General features: G+C 64.4%; 12 protein-coding genes and 2 riboswitches. Of the genes, 5 read left to right on the top strand and 7 right to left on the bottom strand.

Annotation, left to right across the window (positions count from 1 at the left end):
- Positions 1 to 135: 135 nt before the first annotated feature.
- The 4 genes from AC6H42_RS01480 to AC6H42_RS01495 all read right to left on the bottom strand — a co-directional run bounded on the left by AC6H42_RS01480 (position 136) and on the right by AC6H42_RS01495 (position 7,130).
- Positions 136 to 2,256, bottom strand: coding sequence for a peptidase domain-containing ABC transporter (locus AC6H42_RS01480; RefSeq protein WP_497547247.1), 2,121 nt, complete (start codon positions 2,254 to 2,256; stop codon positions 136 to 138).
- 25 nt (positions 2,257 to 2,281) lie between these two features.
- Positions 2,282 to 3,568, bottom strand: coding sequence for an HlyD family secretion protein (locus tag AC6H42_RS01485; RefSeq protein WP_497547248.1), 1,287 nt, complete (start codon positions 3,566 to 3,568; stop codon positions 2,282 to 2,284).
- A 103-nt stretch (positions 3,569 to 3,671) separates the two neighbouring features.
- Positions 3,672 to 3,851, bottom strand: coding sequence for a hypothetical protein (locus AC6H42_RS01490; RefSeq protein WP_157201060.1), 180 nt, complete (start codon positions 3,849 to 3,851; stop codon positions 3,672 to 3,674).
- 93 nt (positions 3,852 to 3,944) lie between these two features.
- A complete protein-coding gene (locus AC6H42_RS01495; RefSeq protein ID WP_497547249.1) occupies positions 3,945 to 7,130 on the bottom strand; it encodes an nSTAND1 domain-containing NTPase in 3,186 nt (1,061 codons plus the stop codon).
- On the opposite strand from AC6H42_RS01495, the gene AC6H42_RS01500 reads away from it, so the two are divergent.
- Positions 7,023 to 7,259 (top strand): hypothetical protein, encoded by a 237-nt coding sequence (locus AC6H42_RS01500; RefSeq protein WP_162249927.1) that lies wholly within the window; start codon positions 7,023 to 7,025, stop codon positions 7,257 to 7,259. The genes AC6H42_RS01495 and AC6H42_RS01500 overlap by 108 nt on opposite strands.
- Before the next feature lie 119 nt (positions 7,260 to 7,378).
- A complete protein-coding gene (locus AC6H42_RS01505) occupies positions 7,379 to 9,079 on the top strand; it encodes a hypothetical protein (protein WP_497547250.1) in 1,701 nt (566 codons plus the stop codon).
- Between the two features lie 92 nt (positions 9,080 to 9,171).
- Here the strand turns inward: AC6H42_RS01505 and gcvP are convergent, their stop codons facing one another.
- From gcvP to gcvT, 3 genes are read right to left on the bottom strand one after another with little or no spacing between them, the layout of a single operon-like run.
- A complete protein-coding gene (gcvP, locus tag AC6H42_RS01510) occupies positions 9,172 to 12,063 on the bottom strand; it encodes an aminomethyl-transferring glycine dehydrogenase (protein ID WP_497547251.1) in 2,892 nt (963 codons plus the stop codon).
- A 59-nt stretch (positions 12,064 to 12,122) separates the two neighbouring features.
- On the bottom strand, positions 12,123 to 12,506 hold the full coding sequence (gene gcvH, locus AC6H42_RS01515) for a glycine cleavage system protein GcvH (protein ID WP_057157031.1): 384 nt from the start codon (positions 12,504 to 12,506) through the stop codon (positions 12,123 to 12,125).
- A 37-nt stretch (positions 12,507 to 12,543) separates the two neighbouring features.
- Positions 12,544 to 13,677: a glycine cleavage system aminomethyltransferase GcvT gene (gene gcvT / locus AC6H42_RS01520; RefSeq protein WP_057157032.1), complete on the bottom strand. Its 1,134-nt coding sequence runs from the start codon at positions 13,675 to 13,677 to the stop codon at positions 12,544 to 12,546.
- 55 nt (positions 13,678 to 13,732) lie between these two features.
- A riboswitch (glycine riboswitch) is annotated at positions 13,733 to 13,838 on the bottom strand.
- A 19-nt stretch (positions 13,839 to 13,857) separates the two neighbouring features.
- Positions 13,858 to 13,944, bottom strand: a riboswitch (glycine riboswitch).
- A gap of 83 nt (positions 13,945 to 14,027) precedes the next feature.
- Here gcvT and AC6H42_RS01525 point away from each other — a divergent pair.
- The 3 genes from AC6H42_RS01525 (at position 14,028) to AC6H42_RS01535 (ending at position 15,976) form a co-directional block, all read left to right on the top strand.
- Entirely contained in the window at positions 14,028 to 14,528 is a 501-nt protein-coding gene (locus tag AC6H42_RS01525; RefSeq protein WP_497547252.1) for a zf-TFIIB domain-containing protein, read from the top strand.
- 186 nt (positions 14,529 to 14,714) lie between these two features.
- A complete protein-coding gene (locus AC6H42_RS01530) occupies positions 14,715 to 15,566 on the top strand; it encodes a substrate-binding periplasmic protein (protein WP_497547253.1) in 852 nt (283 codons plus the stop codon).
- 53 nt (positions 15,567 to 15,619) lie between these two features.
- Positions 15,620 to 15,976 carry a low molecular weight protein tyrosine phosphatase family protein gene (locus tag AC6H42_RS01535; RefSeq protein WP_082552022.1) on the top strand — a complete coding sequence of 119 codons (357 nt, stop codon included), beginning with the start codon at positions 15,620 to 15,622 and terminating at the stop codon, positions 15,974 to 15,976.
- Positions 15,977 to 15,983: the final 7 nt, after the last annotated feature.

A 15,983-nucleotide genomic window follows, 5' to 3' on the forward strand; every position in this document is an offset into this window, starting at 1 on the left:
TTCGGCAATACCGACAGCCACGATCTGGTGCGGAACCGGGCACGCTGGCGCTGGCGGACCGGGCCCTGGCTGTAATTGGGCGCCGTCCGCCGCGCATCGCCAGCTCCTGCGGCAGGCTTCCTGGCATGCCTGGAATCAGCACGAAGCAGCCAGAATATGGCATGGTTCGGCTTCCAGCCGCCCGTTCCTGACCACGATGACGCGCTCCGCCATGGCGATGGTCTCGGGGCGGTGGGCGACGATGATGCGGGTCAGTCCCAGCGCCTGGATGGTGGCATTGACGCTCTTTTCGTTTGCGATGTCGAGTTCGCTGGTCGCTTCGTCCAGCACCAGGATGCTCGGACGGCGGTATAAGGCGCGCGCCAGTAATATGCGCTGTTTCTGTCCGCCGCTGATTCCCACGCCGTTATCGCCCGTAATGGTGTTGTAAGCCATCGGCATATTTTCTATTTCCTGGTGTACCGCCGCCTGCTGCGCGCATGCGCGGATACGCTGCCAATCCGGTTCGGGATCGAAGAAACTGATATTCTCCGCCACCGATCCGGAAAACATGCGGTCCTCCTGCATCACCGTGCCTATCAATTGGCGGTAACTGGTTAATCCCAGCCTTCTGATCGGTACGCCGTTTACCAATACCTCGCCGTGTTCCGGCGTTAATAAGCCCAGCAGGATCTTGATCAGCGTGGTTTTACCGCAGCCTGAGGCGCCGGTAATGGCGACGCATTCGCCGGGCTGGATCTTCAGGTCGACCTGGTCGAATACCAGCGGCTCGGTGGGCGAATAGCGGAAGCCGACGCCGCGCAACTCCAGGCTGGGCGCACCGGCCGGCAGGTCCGGTTCGTCGGCGTCGTGCGGGCCTTCGGCTTCGCTTTCCGTCAGCACGATATCGGCCACGCGCTCGCCGTGCAGGCGCAGCATGCGGAACTCCACCAGCTTGTCGATCAGCGCACCCAGGCGCTGCGAGAACTGGTCCTGGTAGGCAATGAAGGCGAACAGCATGCCGACCGTGAACTGATGGTCGAGCACGGCCCGCGCGGCCAGCCACACCACCAGGATGCGCTCGGCGCCGAACAGCAGGGTGCGCGCGGTGTCGTGGCTGATGTGCAGGCGCTGCATGCGCAGCTCGGCGTTGAACTGCTCGGCCAGGATGTTGAGCCAGCCGGCGCGGCGCTGCTCGCCCTTGCCGAACAGGCGCACGCTCTGGATGCCGTTGACGGTTTCGAAGAAGTGCGTGGTCTGGCGCGCCGCGTGGATGATCTGCTCGGCGGTGGCGTCGCGCAGCGCGTGCAGCAGGCTCCAGCGCAGCAGCGCGTACAGCGCCACGGCGCCTACCGCCACGGCGGCCAGGGTGCGGCTGTACAGCATCATCATGACCAGCGTGCCGGCCACCATCACGCCGTCCACCAGCGCCTGCACGAAGCCGGTGGTGAGCGTTTTCTGGATCGCGGCAATCGAGCCGAAGCTGGCAATGATGCGGCCGACGTGGCGTTTTTCATAATACTCCAGCGGCAGCCGCATCATATGCGAGAACACATTGCCGAACCACTGGAAATTCATGCTGGTGCTTAGCGCCACCACGAACCAGCCGCGCACGGCGGTGATGGCGGCCTGGATCAGCACCAGCAGGCCGAAGCCGAGCGCCAGCGTGGCCAGCAGGTCGCGGTCGGCCGACAGCAGCGCCTGGTCGACCACCCATTGCAGGAAAAATGGCAAGCCGATAGCGACGCACTCCAGTCCCAGCGCCAGCAGCAGGATCTGGCTCATGCCACGCCGCAGCCCGGTGATATGGCCCATCAGGCCGCGCAGGGTGAACTGCAATTCCTGGCGCGCCGGACGGAAGTCGGAGGCCGGGCGCAATTCCAGCGCCACGCCGGTGAAATGCTTGCCGAATTCGGCCAGGGTCATGCTGCGCCGGCCCACGGCCGGGTCGTGGATCACCACCTGGCGCGCCGAGACCGACACCAGCACCACGAAATGGTCCATGTCCCAGTGCAGGATGCAGGGCAGGGCCAGTTCCGGCAGGTTGGCCGGCTCCAGGCGCAGCGGCCGGCTCTCAAGCTTGAGTGCACGGGCGATGCGCATCAGGCTCTCCAGCGTGGCGCCTTTGCGCGAAATCGGAAAGCGCAGCCGCAGCGCGGCCAGGCCGGTGCGGTAGCCGTGGTAGTCGGCCACCATGGCCAGGCTGGCCAGGCCGCATTCGGTGGCTTCCGTCTGCAGGAAGACCGGCGCCTTGCGGCGCCATCCCAGATTGATCATTCGGCTTGCCTTCTTGTTGCTTTCTTCATAACCGGCCCCGCATGCCCAGCAGCGGTTCCAGCGCCCACTCGGCCAAGGTGCGCTGTTCCAGCACCAAAGTGGCGCCCAGCTGCATGCCGGGCATCAGGGCGCGCCGCTGGCCCGCGGCGCTGATCTGTTGCGCGTCGAGCCGGACGCGGACGCGGTAAACAGGTTCGGCCGCGCCCAGCGTGGGCATGCCGGGTGCGCCGGTGGCGGCCGTGGCGTGGCCGCCGGCGCGCTGCAGCTCGCCCAGCGGCGCGGTGGCCTGCGAAATTTCCCGCACCTGGCCAGTGAACTGGCCAAATTTCTGGTAGGGGAAGGCATCGTAGCGCAGCAGCACGGCGGTGCCGGGACGGATGAAGCCGGCGGCGCGGGTGGGCACATACAGCTCCGCTTCCAGCGCGCTGTCCTGCGGCAGCAGGCTGGCCACGCGCTGGTCGGCCGTCACGGCCTGGCCCTGGTCGAGCACGATGGCTGCCACGCGGCCGGGCTGGTCGGCGCGCACCAGCAGTTCGCGCTGCGCTTCGCTCTCGCTGGCCGCCTGTTTCAGCGCTTCTATGTCGCGCTGCAACTGCGATGCTTCGCGGCCGCTTTGCAGCGGCAAGTCGGCGCGGCTGGCGGCCAGCGCACCGATGTCGCGCTGCAGCGCCAGGCGGGTCACTTCCAGCGCGGCGATGCGCGCTTGCTGTTCCACCAGTTCGGCAGCCTTGTCGCTGGCGGCGTTGCGCGGCACGGCGCCGTCGCGGGCGAGATCGGCGACGTTGCTGCTCACTTCACGCATGATCTGTACTTTTTCGCGGCGCAGCGCCAGTTCGCTGTCGAGCTGGCGCAAGCTGGCCTGGAGGTTGGCCAGGCGCTGCGCCAGCTCTGCGCCCCGGTTGCCGCGCTGTTGGCCTTGCTGTTCCAGTTCTTGCTGCAAATGGGCGATGCGCGCCTGCAGCGACTGGTTGATGGCCGCTTGGGTGGCGCCGCTGGCGCTGGTGCGCTCGCTTGACAGCAGATACAAGGGGTCGCCTGCGCGCACGGCCTGGCCTTCCCGCACGTACAGGCGGCTGATGACGCCGGCCTGCGGCGTGGCCAGGCGCACGCTGCCGCGTTCGGGCACCAGCATGCCGCTGACGGTTTCCTTGCGGGTGAAGCCGAAATTGAGGGCGAAGACGATGATGGCCGCGACCAGCGCGCAAAAGAACAGCGTCAGCGCCGGGTAGCTCCAGGTGCGGGCAAGCACGACGGTGCCGTGAAATCTGTGGGTCTTGTGGGTAATGGCCTGTTGCCGGAACAGGCTATTCATACGCGGATGCCATAAAATGTGCGGGGTTGAGCCGGACTGCCCGAGGGCGGCCCGGCTGGTGTTGAACGCGCTGGCTGGCTAGGCTGGCTGGCGCGCTGCGTGCTTAGGCCTTGGCGGCGACCGTGATGGTGGCTGCCGCGTACGGCACCAGGTCATGGCCCAGTTCCGGCGCGCCGGCGACTGCGGTCACTTCAGCGGTGGACAGTTCGCGCATGGCGGTGGTGGCCACCGGCGCGGCGTTGGTCGAGAAGGCGCTGCTCAGTACGGAGAAGATCGATTGCATGGTGTACTCCTTAAAAAACGACGATGGGAACTGCTCGGAAAACAGATGTGCGTTGCGGCGCATCTGCGAAACTGCTGCTACAAAACATGTTGTTCATGGGCTAGCCTTGCCGGCGGACGCGGCCAGTGCGCGCACATAATGCGTTTCCTGGTAAGCGATGCGCTGCAGCCTGGCTTTTTGTTCCGCCACCGCCGCAGCGTTGCCGGTGCACAGGTGCGCACGCACGTGGGGGGCCAGCAATGCGTAGTCGAAACTGTGTTCGGCCAAGCTGCCCAGCACTTGCTGCGCCTTGAGGCAGGCGGCGCGCGCCGCCTCGCCATCGCCCGCCGCGCGCTCCAGGTCCGCCTGCATCAGCAGCGCGGTCGCCAGCGGCGGCACCGGCTGGGTGGTTTTTTTGTTGCTCTCGTATAGCTGTTCCAGAATGGCGGTGGCGTCGGCCAGGTTGCGCCGCGCATCGCCCAGTTTGCCGAGCTGGAGCTGGGTGGTGGCCAGCGCCTGCTGAGCCAAGGCGGTGACCTGCAGCATGCGGTCGGTGGGCGGCTTCCGGTCGGGCGAGGGCAGCGAGGCCAGCTTTTCACGCAGCGCCAACTGTTTCGGCAGGCTCTCGGCTGCGTTACCCAGTTCGCTGTCCAGCGCGTACAGTTTGCTTTGCGCCGCGTACAGGTTGACCTGCCAGTGGCGGTTGCTGGCGTCCAGCTTGACCACCTCGCGCATCAGGCTTTCGGCGTTGCGCAGTTTGACGCGCGCCTCGTGCTGTTGTCCCATCGCCAGCAGCAGTTCGCTCTGGAATGCCATGGCGTTGGCGATGCGATAGGTCCACAGCGCGTCGCTCGGGGCGGATGAATGCAGCGGCAGCAGCAGTTCTTCCTCGCGCTGGTAGAGCGCTTTGGCTTCGTTCAGCAGGCCCAGCTTGCTTTTCGCGTCCGCCAGCCAGGACAGGGTGTTGGACAGGTCGGCCGGCAATTTGGGGTGGCCGGGCTGCGCGGCCAGCGCCTTCTGCTTGAGCTGTACGGAACTGTCGAACGAGTCGGCGGCGGCCGCGTAGTTGCTGCGCCGCATGGCGAGCGCGCCGAGGTTGCTGTGTGCATACGATTGCTCGATCCAGCTCTCGCTGTCGTCGGGCGCGGCCGCGGCCAGGCTGTCGCTGTGCAGCCGGTATTCGATGAAGAACTTTTCGGCCGGTTCCAGTTCCCCCCGCAGCAGATGGATCTGGCCCTGGTAGAAGGCATTGGCGCCCAGCGCCTTGTACAGCGCCTTGGGATCGGTGTCGGTGTGCTGCAGGCGGAGCAGGATGGCGTGCGCCGCCTGCAAGGCTTCGGTGGCGTTGGTCAGGTTGGAGCGCGCGATATTCACCTCGGCGATCACATGCAGCGCCTTGGCGCGTTGCGACAGCGTGGTCGGGCCGGCATCCGTGTTCTGGGCCGAGGACAGGTAGGCCAGCGCGCGGCCGCTGATGCCATCGAGCAGGTCCAGCCGGCCCAGCGGACGCAATTTCTCGACGAATTCGCCCAGCATATAGCTCATCAGGCCTTCGGCCTCGGTGCGCTGCTGCTCGGCGTCGCGCTCGGCGTTGCGGGCGGCGATGCCCAGGATCACGGCCAGTATCGCCAGCAGCGTCACGCCCGCCATCATGGCCACCTTGATGCGTTCGGCCAGCTTGACCCCTTGCACCGAGACGCGCACGTATTCCTGTTCCAGCGGCGCCAGCGTGAAACCGTCCAGGTCCAGGAGCGCGCGCGCCTGGTTGACCTGGCTGCCGCGCGGCAGCAGCAGGTCGCGCGGGCGGCCGGCGGCGGCCCAGCGTTCGGCGTCGTAGCCGATGCGGGTGCGCACCTGCAGCGCGTGGCGGTGCTGTTCGATCCAGTCGGCCACGCGCGGCCAGCGCCGCAGCAGCGCCTCATGGGTGACGCCGAAGCTGGCTACGTCGCTGGCCAGCTCGCTGACGAACAGGCGCGCCTCGACCAGCGCGCGCACCAGCGCCTGCGCCTCGGCACCGTGCAGCGAGGACCAGGCGGCGCGCCGCGCGGTGACCGCGCCTTGCTCTTCGGACAGGTCGACCAGCAGCGACAGCACATGCGGCAGGGCCGCCCGCTGCGACGGTTCCAGCGCCTCCACCACCTGTTCGGCGCGCGCGGCAATGGCGCCGTCGATGCCGCCCAGCTGCTCGAACACGGCAAAGCGCAGCATGCCGTCCTCGCTGCGCTGGCGGTACAGCTCGTTAAGGCAATACTGTAGCAAAGGCAAGGTATCCGGACTGCCGCGCGCGGCGTCGCACAGCACGTCGTCCAGGCTGGCGCCGCTGACCGGGTCCTGCTCGAAGCGCAGCTGGGCGGCGCGCGCGGGCTGGCGCACGATCTGGGCGATGTCCGCCCCTTCCGGCGGGCTGAGGTCGAAATGGCCGCCGCGCGCCTTGAGCGCCATCAGCGCGGGCAGGGCGATCACGTCCGGGTAGAAATCATTGCGGCAGGCCAGCATTACCAGCACGGCGCCGGAGCGGGCCAGTTGCTCGAGTAATGCAATAAAGCGGGCGCGGGTCTCGTCGTTCATGCCGGGCGCGCGGAAAATCGCTTCCAGGCGGTCGACAAACAGGCCCACGCGCGGGCGGCGGCCGCCCAGCTGCAGGCGCTCGATTACCGCCTCGCTGTGCGCGCCCTCCAGGCGCTTGGCCAGCGCCTCGGCGTTGTCGCCGCTGAACATCAGCTTGCCGTCCAGCTCGGTATCCAGCAGCACGGCGGCCAGCGCCTGGAACAGGCCGCCTTCTGCCAGGTCGGCGCAATCGAGGTACAGCGTGCATTCCAGCGCCACCGGTTCGGCCACGCTGCTCAGGCTTTTCATCAGTTGCGGCAGCAGGCCGGCCCGCACCAGCGAGGTTTTGCCGGAACCGGACGGGCCCAGCACCAGGGCCATGGCGCAGCCGGAGGTGGTTTGCTTGCGCACCAGGTCGCGCAGCTGGGCCACGGCCTGCATCCTGCCGAAGAAGACCGCGGCGTGATTTTCCTGGAACGCTTCCAGGCCGCGGAAGGGGGAGCCTTGCAGCCAGCCGCCTTCATCAGCGGCAACATTGGCGACCACGGCCGCGATGGCGCGGTAGCCACGCTTGCGGATGGTCTCGATGAAGCGCGGGTCCGTACTCGAATCGCCGAGTGCGCGGCGCAGCTGCGTGATGGCTTTATGGACCGGATTGTCGCCCAGTTCCATATTGCCCCAACAGGCTTGCAGCAGCTCTTCGGCCGGGATTACGGCACCGGCATGACGGCACAAATAGCGCAGAACATCCATCGCACGTGGTTCCAGCTGACTACTTTCGTTTCCATTATGCAACGTATTGCTGTCTGGATTGATTTGCCATTCGCCGAAGCGAAAGCCCCTGTCGCTCATTGTGCTGCCTATGATCAGATTAATTTTTGATAAAAATCAATGCCTTACGTATCCGGAAGAATTCAGGAAGGCGCCGGAAGGTAATCAACATTACAGTACATTCATGCAATCAGGCTAGATATTAGCATTTCCTCAAGAAAGAATATAAGATGTCAAATGTATCCATGTTTACCTTTAGCAACGCCGTCGAAGCCGGAGGCATGCGCACGCTAAGCCTCCCGCCGCAGGGTTCGGCTTTGCACGCGCCGGCAGCGTTGGGCGGCTACGATCTGGTCTGGGCGCTGGCGCCGGAAACCCTGCGGGCCCAGCTTTTCGGCTTGCAAAAGGCGGGCAAGCTGCCGTCCGAAGTCCTGGTTGGTAACCTTGAAGCGGCGGGCCTGATGATAGGCGGGCCGGACGCCGACCGGGTCCGCCTGGCGGTCCCGCACCTGACGCTGGACGCCGGCGCGCCGCGCAATGCCAGCCTGGAATTGCTGTTTACAAGCGGAAACATGAGTTTTTATGACGGCACGGTCAATCGCGCCAACGTGCGCAAGCAGTCTGTTGCAGGTTGGAAACTGACTTTCAATGTCAAGCTGCAGTTGGAACCGGTCGCCCTCGGCGACGCCATGAAGGACGCCAGCCCGGACTGCGCCCGGGCGCTCATGCGTTTTGACGACACGCGCTACCGCCTGCACGCGCTGGCGCTGGATTTCGACCATGGCGACCTGCTGCACGCCGATCCGGCGCGCACCCGCCTCGGCACCGACGATCCGGTTCTGGCTGGCAATTTTGTCAACGCCATCGGCGCCTGGCTGCGCGGTCTGGCCGACACCGGCACGCCGTTCGTGCTCGGCTACGCGGCCGTGCGCGCCTGCCCGGGCGAGGATGCGCTGAGCAGGCTGCAGGCCGGCAGCGTCAGCGTGGCGGCGGCGGGCACGTTGAACTTGCTGCACATGCTGGGCCGCAAGGCCAGCTCGGACGGCCGTGGCGCCGCCGGCGGGCCCGGCCTGGCGACGCTGCGCCCTGGCTATGCGCCTGGCTGCGCCGCCCGCGCCGTACTGTCGCGCGACGTGTTTTTCAAGCGTTTCCTGAAGCCGCTGCTGATCGAGCCCATCCAGCAGCGCCTGACCCAGTTGCCGGACTACCGCAACCTGCGCGTGGCGCCGGACGGCGCGCTGAACCGCGAAGAGTCGTTCAATGAGAAATCCGGCGTGTCGGCCACCATGGACAATGCCTCGCGCGCCGTGTTCGTGCCCAACGCCAGCGGCTGGGGCTACCGCGACCACGTGCTGCTGCATTGGCGCGAAGGCAACCGCCTGTCCCACGTGCGGGAGTCGGAGCAAGACCTGCAGTTCAGCGTCACGGTGTCCACCCAGCCCGACAGCATGGGCGTGCCGCGCCTGACGGTTGACCTGTACAGCTCGCTGATGCGCTACGAGTGGGACCGCGCCAGCCAGAAGATGGCGCTGTTCAACCGCAAGGTCAACCTGGGCAAGGGCTGGGCCCGCTGCACCATGCACTGGGCGATGCGGCTGCAGTTCGTGGCCGACGACCATGGCGCGATCCGCGTGACGGTGACCCCCAAGCGTTCCCCGGCAGCGACTGATTCGGGCGTGGTGGGCATGTATATGGTGTCCGATGCGCTGGGCCACCTGCTTAATATGAATAAGCTGAGCAACGAATGGGAAGGCAATCCCGCCAGCCTGGCGGTACTGCAGCAGGAAGTAGTGGCCGGGTTCGGCGAAGCGGCGACCGGCTTGTTCAACCAGATGGCCGGCCAGCTGGTGCTGCCAACCGGCCCGCAGCCCGGCTGCCGCCGCGTCCAGTTGAACGAGGACGGCAATATCGAGCTGGATCTGGGCTGGTAAGGCTGGCCGGTTGGGGCGCGCAGCGCCCAACCCGCCCCACGGTGGCCATCACGCCAAAAAAAACCCGGCAGCGCCGGGTTTTTTGCTTGCGGTTACTCGTAATCGCTGATCGGTGCGCAGCCGCACATCAGGTTACGGTCGCCGTAGACGTTGTCGGCGCGGCCCACCGACGGCCAGTACTTCTGCTTGCGCAGCGCCGGCACCGGGAAGGCAGCCACTTCGCGGCTGTACTTGCGGTCCCAGTTGTCCGAGGTCAGCACTTCGGCCGTATGCGGGGCGAACTTCAGCGGGTTGTTCAGCTTGTCGAACTCGCCGCTTTCCACTTTGGCGATCTCGCCGCGGATGACGATCATCGCATCGATGAAGCGGTCCAGCTCGGCTTTCGCTTCGGATTCGGTCGGCTCGATCATCAGGGTGCCCGGAACCGGGAAGCTCATGGTCGGGGCGTGGAAGCCGAAGTCCATCAGGCGCTTGGCCACGTCTTCGTTGCTGATGCCGGTGGCATCGGTCAGCGGACGCAAGTCGAGGATGCACTCGTGCGCCACCAGGCCGTCGTGGCCCGAGTACAGCACGGGGTAGTGCGGCGCCAGGCGGCGTGCGATGTAGTTGGCGTTCAGGATCGCGGTCTCGGTGGCAGCCGTCAGGCCTTCGCCGCCCATCATGGCGATGTACATCCACGAGATCGGCAGGATCGATGCGGAGCCGAACGGCGCCGCCGAGATCGAGCCGATGCCGTCTTCACTGCGCACGTAGCCGTTGGAGCGCTGGTTAGGCAGGAACTTGGCAAGGTGCGCGCCCACGCCGATCGGGCCGACGCCCGGACCGCCGCCGCCGTGCGGGATGCAGAAGGTCTTGTGCAGGTTCAGGTGTGAGACATCGCCGCCGAACGCGCCCGGTGCGGCCACGCCCACCAGTGCATTCATATTGGCGCCATCTATATATACCTGGCCGCCGTGCGAGTGGATGATGTCGCACAGTTCCTGGATGCCGTCTTCGAACACGCCGTGGGTCGAAGGGTAGGTGACCATGACGCAAGCCAGGTTCTTCGAGTGCAGCTCGGCCTTGGCTTTCAGGTCGGCCAGGTCGACGTTGCCGCGCTCGTCGCAGGCGGTGACCACCACCTGCATGCCGACCATATTGGCCGATGCCGGGTTGGTGCCGTGCGCCGAGGACGGGATCAGACAAATGTTGCGGTGGCCTTCGCCGCGCGACTGGTGGTACTTCTGGATCACCAGCAGGCCGGCGTATTCGCCCTGCGAACCGGCGTTCGGCTGCAGCGACACGGCGGCGTAGCCGGTGACGGCGCACAGCATCTCTTCCAGCTGCGCGATCATTTCGCGGTAACCCACGGTCTGCTCGTTCGGCGCGAACGGGTGGATCGACGAGAATTCAGGCCAGGTGACCGGGATCATCTCGCTGGTGGCGTTCAGCTTCATGGTGCACGATCCCAGCGGGATCATGGTGCGGTCCAGCGCCAGGTCCTTGTCCGCCAGGCTGCGCAGGTAGCGCAGCATTTCGGTTTCGGAGTGGTAGCGGTTGAACACCGGGTGCGTCAGGTAGGCCGAGCTGCGGGCCAGCGCATCAGGGAAGCTGTTGTCCACGCCCGCTTCGACGGTGTCGAAGTCCGGCGCGGCAGGGGCGTTGGCAACGCCGGTGGCGAACACGGTCCACAGCGTGGCGATGTCGTCGCGGGTGATGGTCTCGTCCAGCGAGATGCCGACGTGGTTGGCGTCGATCTTGCGCAGGTTCACGCCATTGGCTTCGGCGGCGGCGTGCAGCGCGGCGGCGTTGGCAGTCTTGACGGTCAGCGTGTCGAAGAAGGTGTCGTTGATGCTGTAGCCCAGCGTGCGCAGGTTGGCGGCCAAGATGCCGGTATAGCGGTGCACGCGGTTGGCGATCTGCAGCAGGCCGGCAGGGCCGTGGTAGACGGCGTACATCGACGCGATCACGGCCAGCAGCACTTGCGCGGTGCAGATGTTGGAGGTGGCTTTTTCGCGGCGGATGTGCTGCTCGCGGGTCTGCAGGGCCAGGCGGTATGCCTTGTTGCCTTGCTGGTCGATGGTCACGCCCACCAGGCGGCCCGGCATCGAGCGCTTGAAGTCGTCGCGGGTGGACAGATAGCCGGCGTGCGGGCCGCCAAAGCCCAGCGGTACGCCGAAACGCTGCGAGTTGCCGACGACGACATCCGCGCCCCATTCGCCCGGCGGCGTGAGCATGGTCAGGGCCAGCAGGTCGGCAGCGACGACCACCATGGCGCCGCTGGCTTTCACGGCTTCCACAGCGGCGCGGTAATCGCGCACCACGCCGTTCACGCCTGGGTACTGCAGCAGCACGCCAAAGGCGTCCGTCACGCCGGCCAGTTCGGCCGGGTCGAAGGTCTTCACGGTGATGCCCAGCGGCAGGGCGCGGGTCTGCACCACTTCCAGCGTTTGCGGCAGTACGTCGTTGGCGACGTAGAAGGTGTTCGATTTCGACTTGCCGACGCGCTGGATCAGCGTCATGGCTTCAGCGGCGGCGGTGCCCTCGTCCAGCATGGACGCGTTGGCGATACCCATGCCGGTCAGGTCGGTGATCACCTGCTGGAAGTTCAGGATGGCTTCCAGGCGGCCTTGCGAAATCTCGGGCTGGTAAGGGGTGTAAGCGGTGTACCAGGCCGGGTTCTCGAAGATGTTACGCAGCACCACGCCGGGCGTGTGGGTGTTGTAGTAACCCTGGCCGATCAGCGATTTGAGCACCTTGTTCTGCGCGGCGATGCCTTTCAGCTTGGCCAGCGCGGTGGTTTCCGGCATCGGCTGGTAGAACTGGCCGAGCGGCAGGGCGCTCTTGTTGCGGATCGACGGCGGCACGATCGCATCGATCAGCGCGGTACGGGTGGCGTAGCCGAGCACGTCGAGCATTTGCTGCTGCTCGTTGGCGTCCGGGCCGATGTGGCGGGCGATGAAAGCATCGCGGGCTTCGAGTTGGGTCAGGCTGGTACGGGTCATGATATTGGGCGCGGGCAGAAAAAAGGGCCAGCGGAATGCTGGCCCGGGGACATGCGGAATTAAGCGTCGGTGGTCTTGCCGTAGGCTGCTGCGTCGAGCAGGCCGTTGATGGCGCCGGCGTCGGCTGGCTTGATCTTGAACAGCCAGGCGGCGTAAGCGTCGGTGTTGATGGACTCAGGGGCATCGACCACGGCGTCGTTTACGGCAACGACTTCGCCGGCGATCGGTGCGTAGATGTCGGAAGCGGCTTTTACCGATTCCACCACGGCTGCGTCGTCGCCGGCGCCGTAGGTGGTGCCGACTTTCGGCAGTTCGACGAACACGATATCGCCCAGTGCGTCCTGCGCGAACTCGGTGATGCCGACGGTCACGGTGCCGTCAGCTTCAGCGCGCACCCACTCGTGGGACTCGGTGTACTTCAGGTCTGCAGGAATATTGCTCATGTGTGGCTCCAGTTGGTTATGTTCTTAAGGATTGGGGTCAAGCTACCAGGATTTTACCGTTACGCACGAACGGCAGCTTCACTACGGTGGCGGCCAGTTTCTTGTCGCGGATTTCCACGTGCACGGTGTCGCCCACGTTCACGCCGTTTGGCACGCGCGCCAGCGCAATGGCCTGCTGCATGGTTGGGCTGAAGGTGCCGCTGGTGATCTCGCCGGTCTGTTCGGAGCCGGCCACGATAACCTTCTGGTGGGCGCGCAGCACGCCGCCTTTTTCGCGCAGGATCAGGCCCACGAACTGGGCGTTCTGACCCATGGCCTGCAGTGCCGCCTTGCCGATGAAGTCACGCTCGGACACCAGATCGATGGTCCATGCCAGGCCGGCGTCCAGCGGGTTCACGGTTTCGTCCATGTCCTGGCCGTACAGGTTCATGCCCGCTTCCAGGCGCAGCGTATCGCGCGCGCCCAGGCCGGCAGGTTTCACGCCGGCGGCGTACAGCGCGTTCCACAGCGCCTCGGCCTGGTCGGCGGCCACGCCGATCTCAAAGCCGTCCTCGCCGGTATAGCCGGTGCGGGCAATCATCGCCTCGCCGTACGGGGTGTCCTGCACGAAGGCCACGTTGAACGGTTTCATCTCGGCGGTGGCGGCCTGCGAACCGGCGATTACTTCCCATACCTTGGCGCGGGCGTTCGGGCCTTGCACGGCGATCAGGGCCATGGCGCTGGCGCCGCCTTGCGCGGCATCCCTGCGCTGGGTGATGGTGACGCCCGAGCCCGTGGCTTCGTTCTGCGCTTGCATCCATGCCACGTCTTTTTCTGCCGTGCCGGCGTTGACCACCAGGCGGAACCAGCCTTCGTTGATGAAGTAGACGATCAGGTCGTCGATCACGAAGCCTTGCGGGTTCAGCATGCACGAATACAGCGCCTTGCCCGACACCTGCAGCTTGTCGACGTTGTTGGCCAGCAGGCCGCGCAGGAAAGCACGGGTGTTGTCGCCCTTGATATCGACCACGCACATGTGGGCCACGTCAAACATGCCGACGTCGGTGCGCACCGCATGGTGTTCCTCGATCTGCGAACCGTAGTTGACTGGCATGTCCCAGCCGCCGAAATCGACCATGCGAGCGTTCAGGGCGCGGTGAGCGTTATTGAGTGGGGTCGCTTTGAGCGTCATGGGGCAGTCCAATAGATATAGGGGTTAACAGAAGCAAAATGCACAGCACAATGCGACGAACCCCTCTGTCCTTGGTACCTGAGAGATAGCGGATGATCATCCGCACGCCCCTTCGGTGGGCTGCTGGCGTGGTGCCGCAGCCGCTCTCCAGAGTTTGACCCAGCTGCGCGGTGCGCCGCTGGCCCTTGACCGGTCCTTTTGCCTGAGAGTTTTTGGGTAGTGCCCCTTCGGCGGCAACGCGAGTTTGCCCTCTCCCGATCAAGACTGAGGAATATATGCCAGAAGGGACTTTATGTCAATCTTGCGGGGCGCGCGGGAGCGCGATGACCAGTGCCGTCCGGTGATGATTGGTGACTTTTTCGCCCTGGCAATCTGGTAATCTCATGGGCATTCTTTGTACTGAAGGAATTGCCATGCTTTGCCCAATCGACGACGCCCAACTGGCGCCCGGCAGTTTCAACGGCCACCAGCTTCACCGCTGCCCAAAGTGCCTGGGCGTGTCACTGAGCGGCACCTTGCTGCGCGAAGTGCGGGCGCACGCGGCGCTGCAGCTGCACAAGCAGGCCGATACGGCTGGCATTCGCCCGTGCCCTGCCGATGGCAAGGCGATGAAGCCGCTGAACTACAAGGGCGTCGCCATGTGCGCCTGTCCGCAGTGTTTGCGCCTTTGGCTGGACGCTGGCCAGCTTGCCCAGTTGCTGGAACTGGTCGAGCCACCCAAGCAGGAGGACTTGTCGAAAATCGGCCTGAGCCTACCCGGCAATTCGTCTGCGAACGGCTTCGATGGGCTGGGAGACCTCCTCGAATTCGCCTCGGAGGTGCTCGATGTTGTTGGAAATATCACGGATTAACCAGGCACGAGAGCGGCCCCAATTATCGAAGTTCTGATCCGGCCTGGCGCTTTTCAACAACAGCTTATGGGCTGACGAGGCCGCCAGGCGGCTGAATTCGCAGCGCTGCGGCGCGCGCCGCCAGCATACTGGTAGAGTTGAAACAGTCTCCCACTGTTACTGCTCATGTTGTACAAATCAAAATTGTTGAACTGGCAAGCCTCGCGGGCGCAAAGCGGCGCGTGTCGCCTTGTCGAACGGAAAACCAGCATGCCCGCAGGCGCAAGGTCTTGCGGACGGCTCGTTCAGATTGCCCGTGCGTTCACTCTTGCTTTTCTGATCGGACTTTGCGCGCTTCCGGCAACAGCGCAGCAAGTTGTCAAAGTCGGCGGCTATGATTTTCCGCCATTTGTGGACAAGACCGCAGGCAGCGCCAGCCTGACGTTTGATCTGATTGCCGCGCTGAATGCATTTCAGAAAAAGTATGTCTTCGAATTTGTTCACACGTCATCGAAGCGGCGCTTTTCCCATTTTGACGAGAAACGTTTCGATCTTATTTTTTTTGAGGCCCTGGACTGGGGCTGGCTGGGCAGAGAGATCGAGGCGACGAATGTCATCATGCATGGCGGCACTGTCTACGTCACGCGGATGGAAAAGTATAAGGATCAGCGGTATTTCGATGATCTGAAAGGGAAAACGATCTGGGGAATTCTTGGCTACCACTATGGCTTCGCCAACTTCAATTCCGATTATGAGTTCCTGAAGAAGCACTTCAATGCCCACATGATCACGTCGCAGGATGGCCTGATTGAGGCGGCGGTTGCGGGGCGCGCGGATATATCGGTGGTGGTCAGGGAGTATTTGCAGATTTACCTGCTCAGACACCCGGACGTACAACAGAAAATTCTGGTCTCGACGAAATTTGATGCCGTCAATTCCTACACCATCCTTGCCAGAAAAGGAAACAGGCCGGATGTCGCCGAACTCAACAAAATCCTGTCGGAGATGGAAAGCGCCGGCATTCTTAAAAAACTGTGGGGCAGATATAATCTGAAATGAACGGGCCGCTGGTGGCGGCCGCTGGGAAAGCGGGAATATCGGATACAGGGAATATGAACTCCAAAATCGAGGGTGGTGGCCGGATAAATGTGCTTTTTGTTTGCAGCAGAAATCAGTGGAGAAGCCCGACCGCAGAATCGGTCTGGCGCAGCCATCCGGCACTGAATGTCCGGTCAGGAGGAACAAGTCCGAATGCCAGGCACCATGTTTCCGAGGATGACATCCGATGGGCTGATGTCATCCTGGTCATGGAAGAGAAGCACAAGTCGCGGCTAAAAGCCGAGTACACGCGAGTGCTGGATTTTAAGCAGGTCCACGTGCTCGATATTCCAGATGAGTACAAGTATATGGACGCGGAACTTATCGAGCAGCTGCAGCAGGCCGTGCCGTCCATTCTGGGTGTGGACTAGAATCCCA

This window comes from Massilia sp. NBRC 108631, from assembly GCF_059704565.1.

What these genes read in the sequence shown, in the direction of transcription:
- AC6H42_RS01490 (WP_157201060.1), bottom strand. Translation starts at nt 3,851, where the DNA reads ATGCAATCGATCTTCTCCGTACTGAGCAGCGCCTTCTCGACCAACGCC.
- AC6H42_RS01535 (WP_082552022.1), top strand. Translation starts at nt 15,620, where the DNA reads ATGAACTCCAAAATCGAGGGTGGTGGCCGGATAAATGTGCTTTTTGTT.
- AC6H42_RS01480 (WP_497547247.1), bottom strand. Translation starts at nt 2,256, where the DNA reads ATGATCAATCTGGGATGGCGCCGCAAGGCGCCGGTCTTCCTGCAGACG.
- AC6H42_RS01485 (WP_497547248.1), bottom strand. Translation starts at nt 3,568, where the DNA reads ATGAATAGCCTGTTCCGGCAACAGGCCATTACCCACAAGACCCACAGA.
- AC6H42_RS01495 (WP_497547249.1), bottom strand. Translation starts at nt 7,130, where the DNA reads ATGGATGTTCTGCGCTATTTGTGCCGTCATGCCGGTGCCGTAATCCCG.
- gcvT (WP_057157032.1), bottom strand. Translation starts at nt 13,677, where the DNA reads ATGACGCTCAAAGCGACCCCACTCAATAACGCTCACCGCGCCCTGAAC.
- gcvH (WP_057157031.1), bottom strand. Translation starts at nt 12,506, where the DNA reads ATGAGCAATATTCCTGCAGACCTGAAGTACACCGAGTCCCACGAGTGG.
- gcvP (WP_497547251.1), bottom strand. Translation starts at nt 12,063, where the DNA reads ATGACCCGTACCAGCCTGACCCAACTCGAAGCCCGCGATGCTTTCATC.
- AC6H42_RS01500 (WP_162249927.1), top strand. Translation starts at nt 7,023, where the DNA reads ATGGACCGGATTGTCGCCCAGTTCCATATTGCCCCAACAGGCTTGCAG.
- AC6H42_RS01505 (WP_497547250.1), top strand. Translation starts at nt 7,379, where the DNA reads ATGTCAAATGTATCCATGTTTACCTTTAGCAACGCCGTCGAAGCCGGA.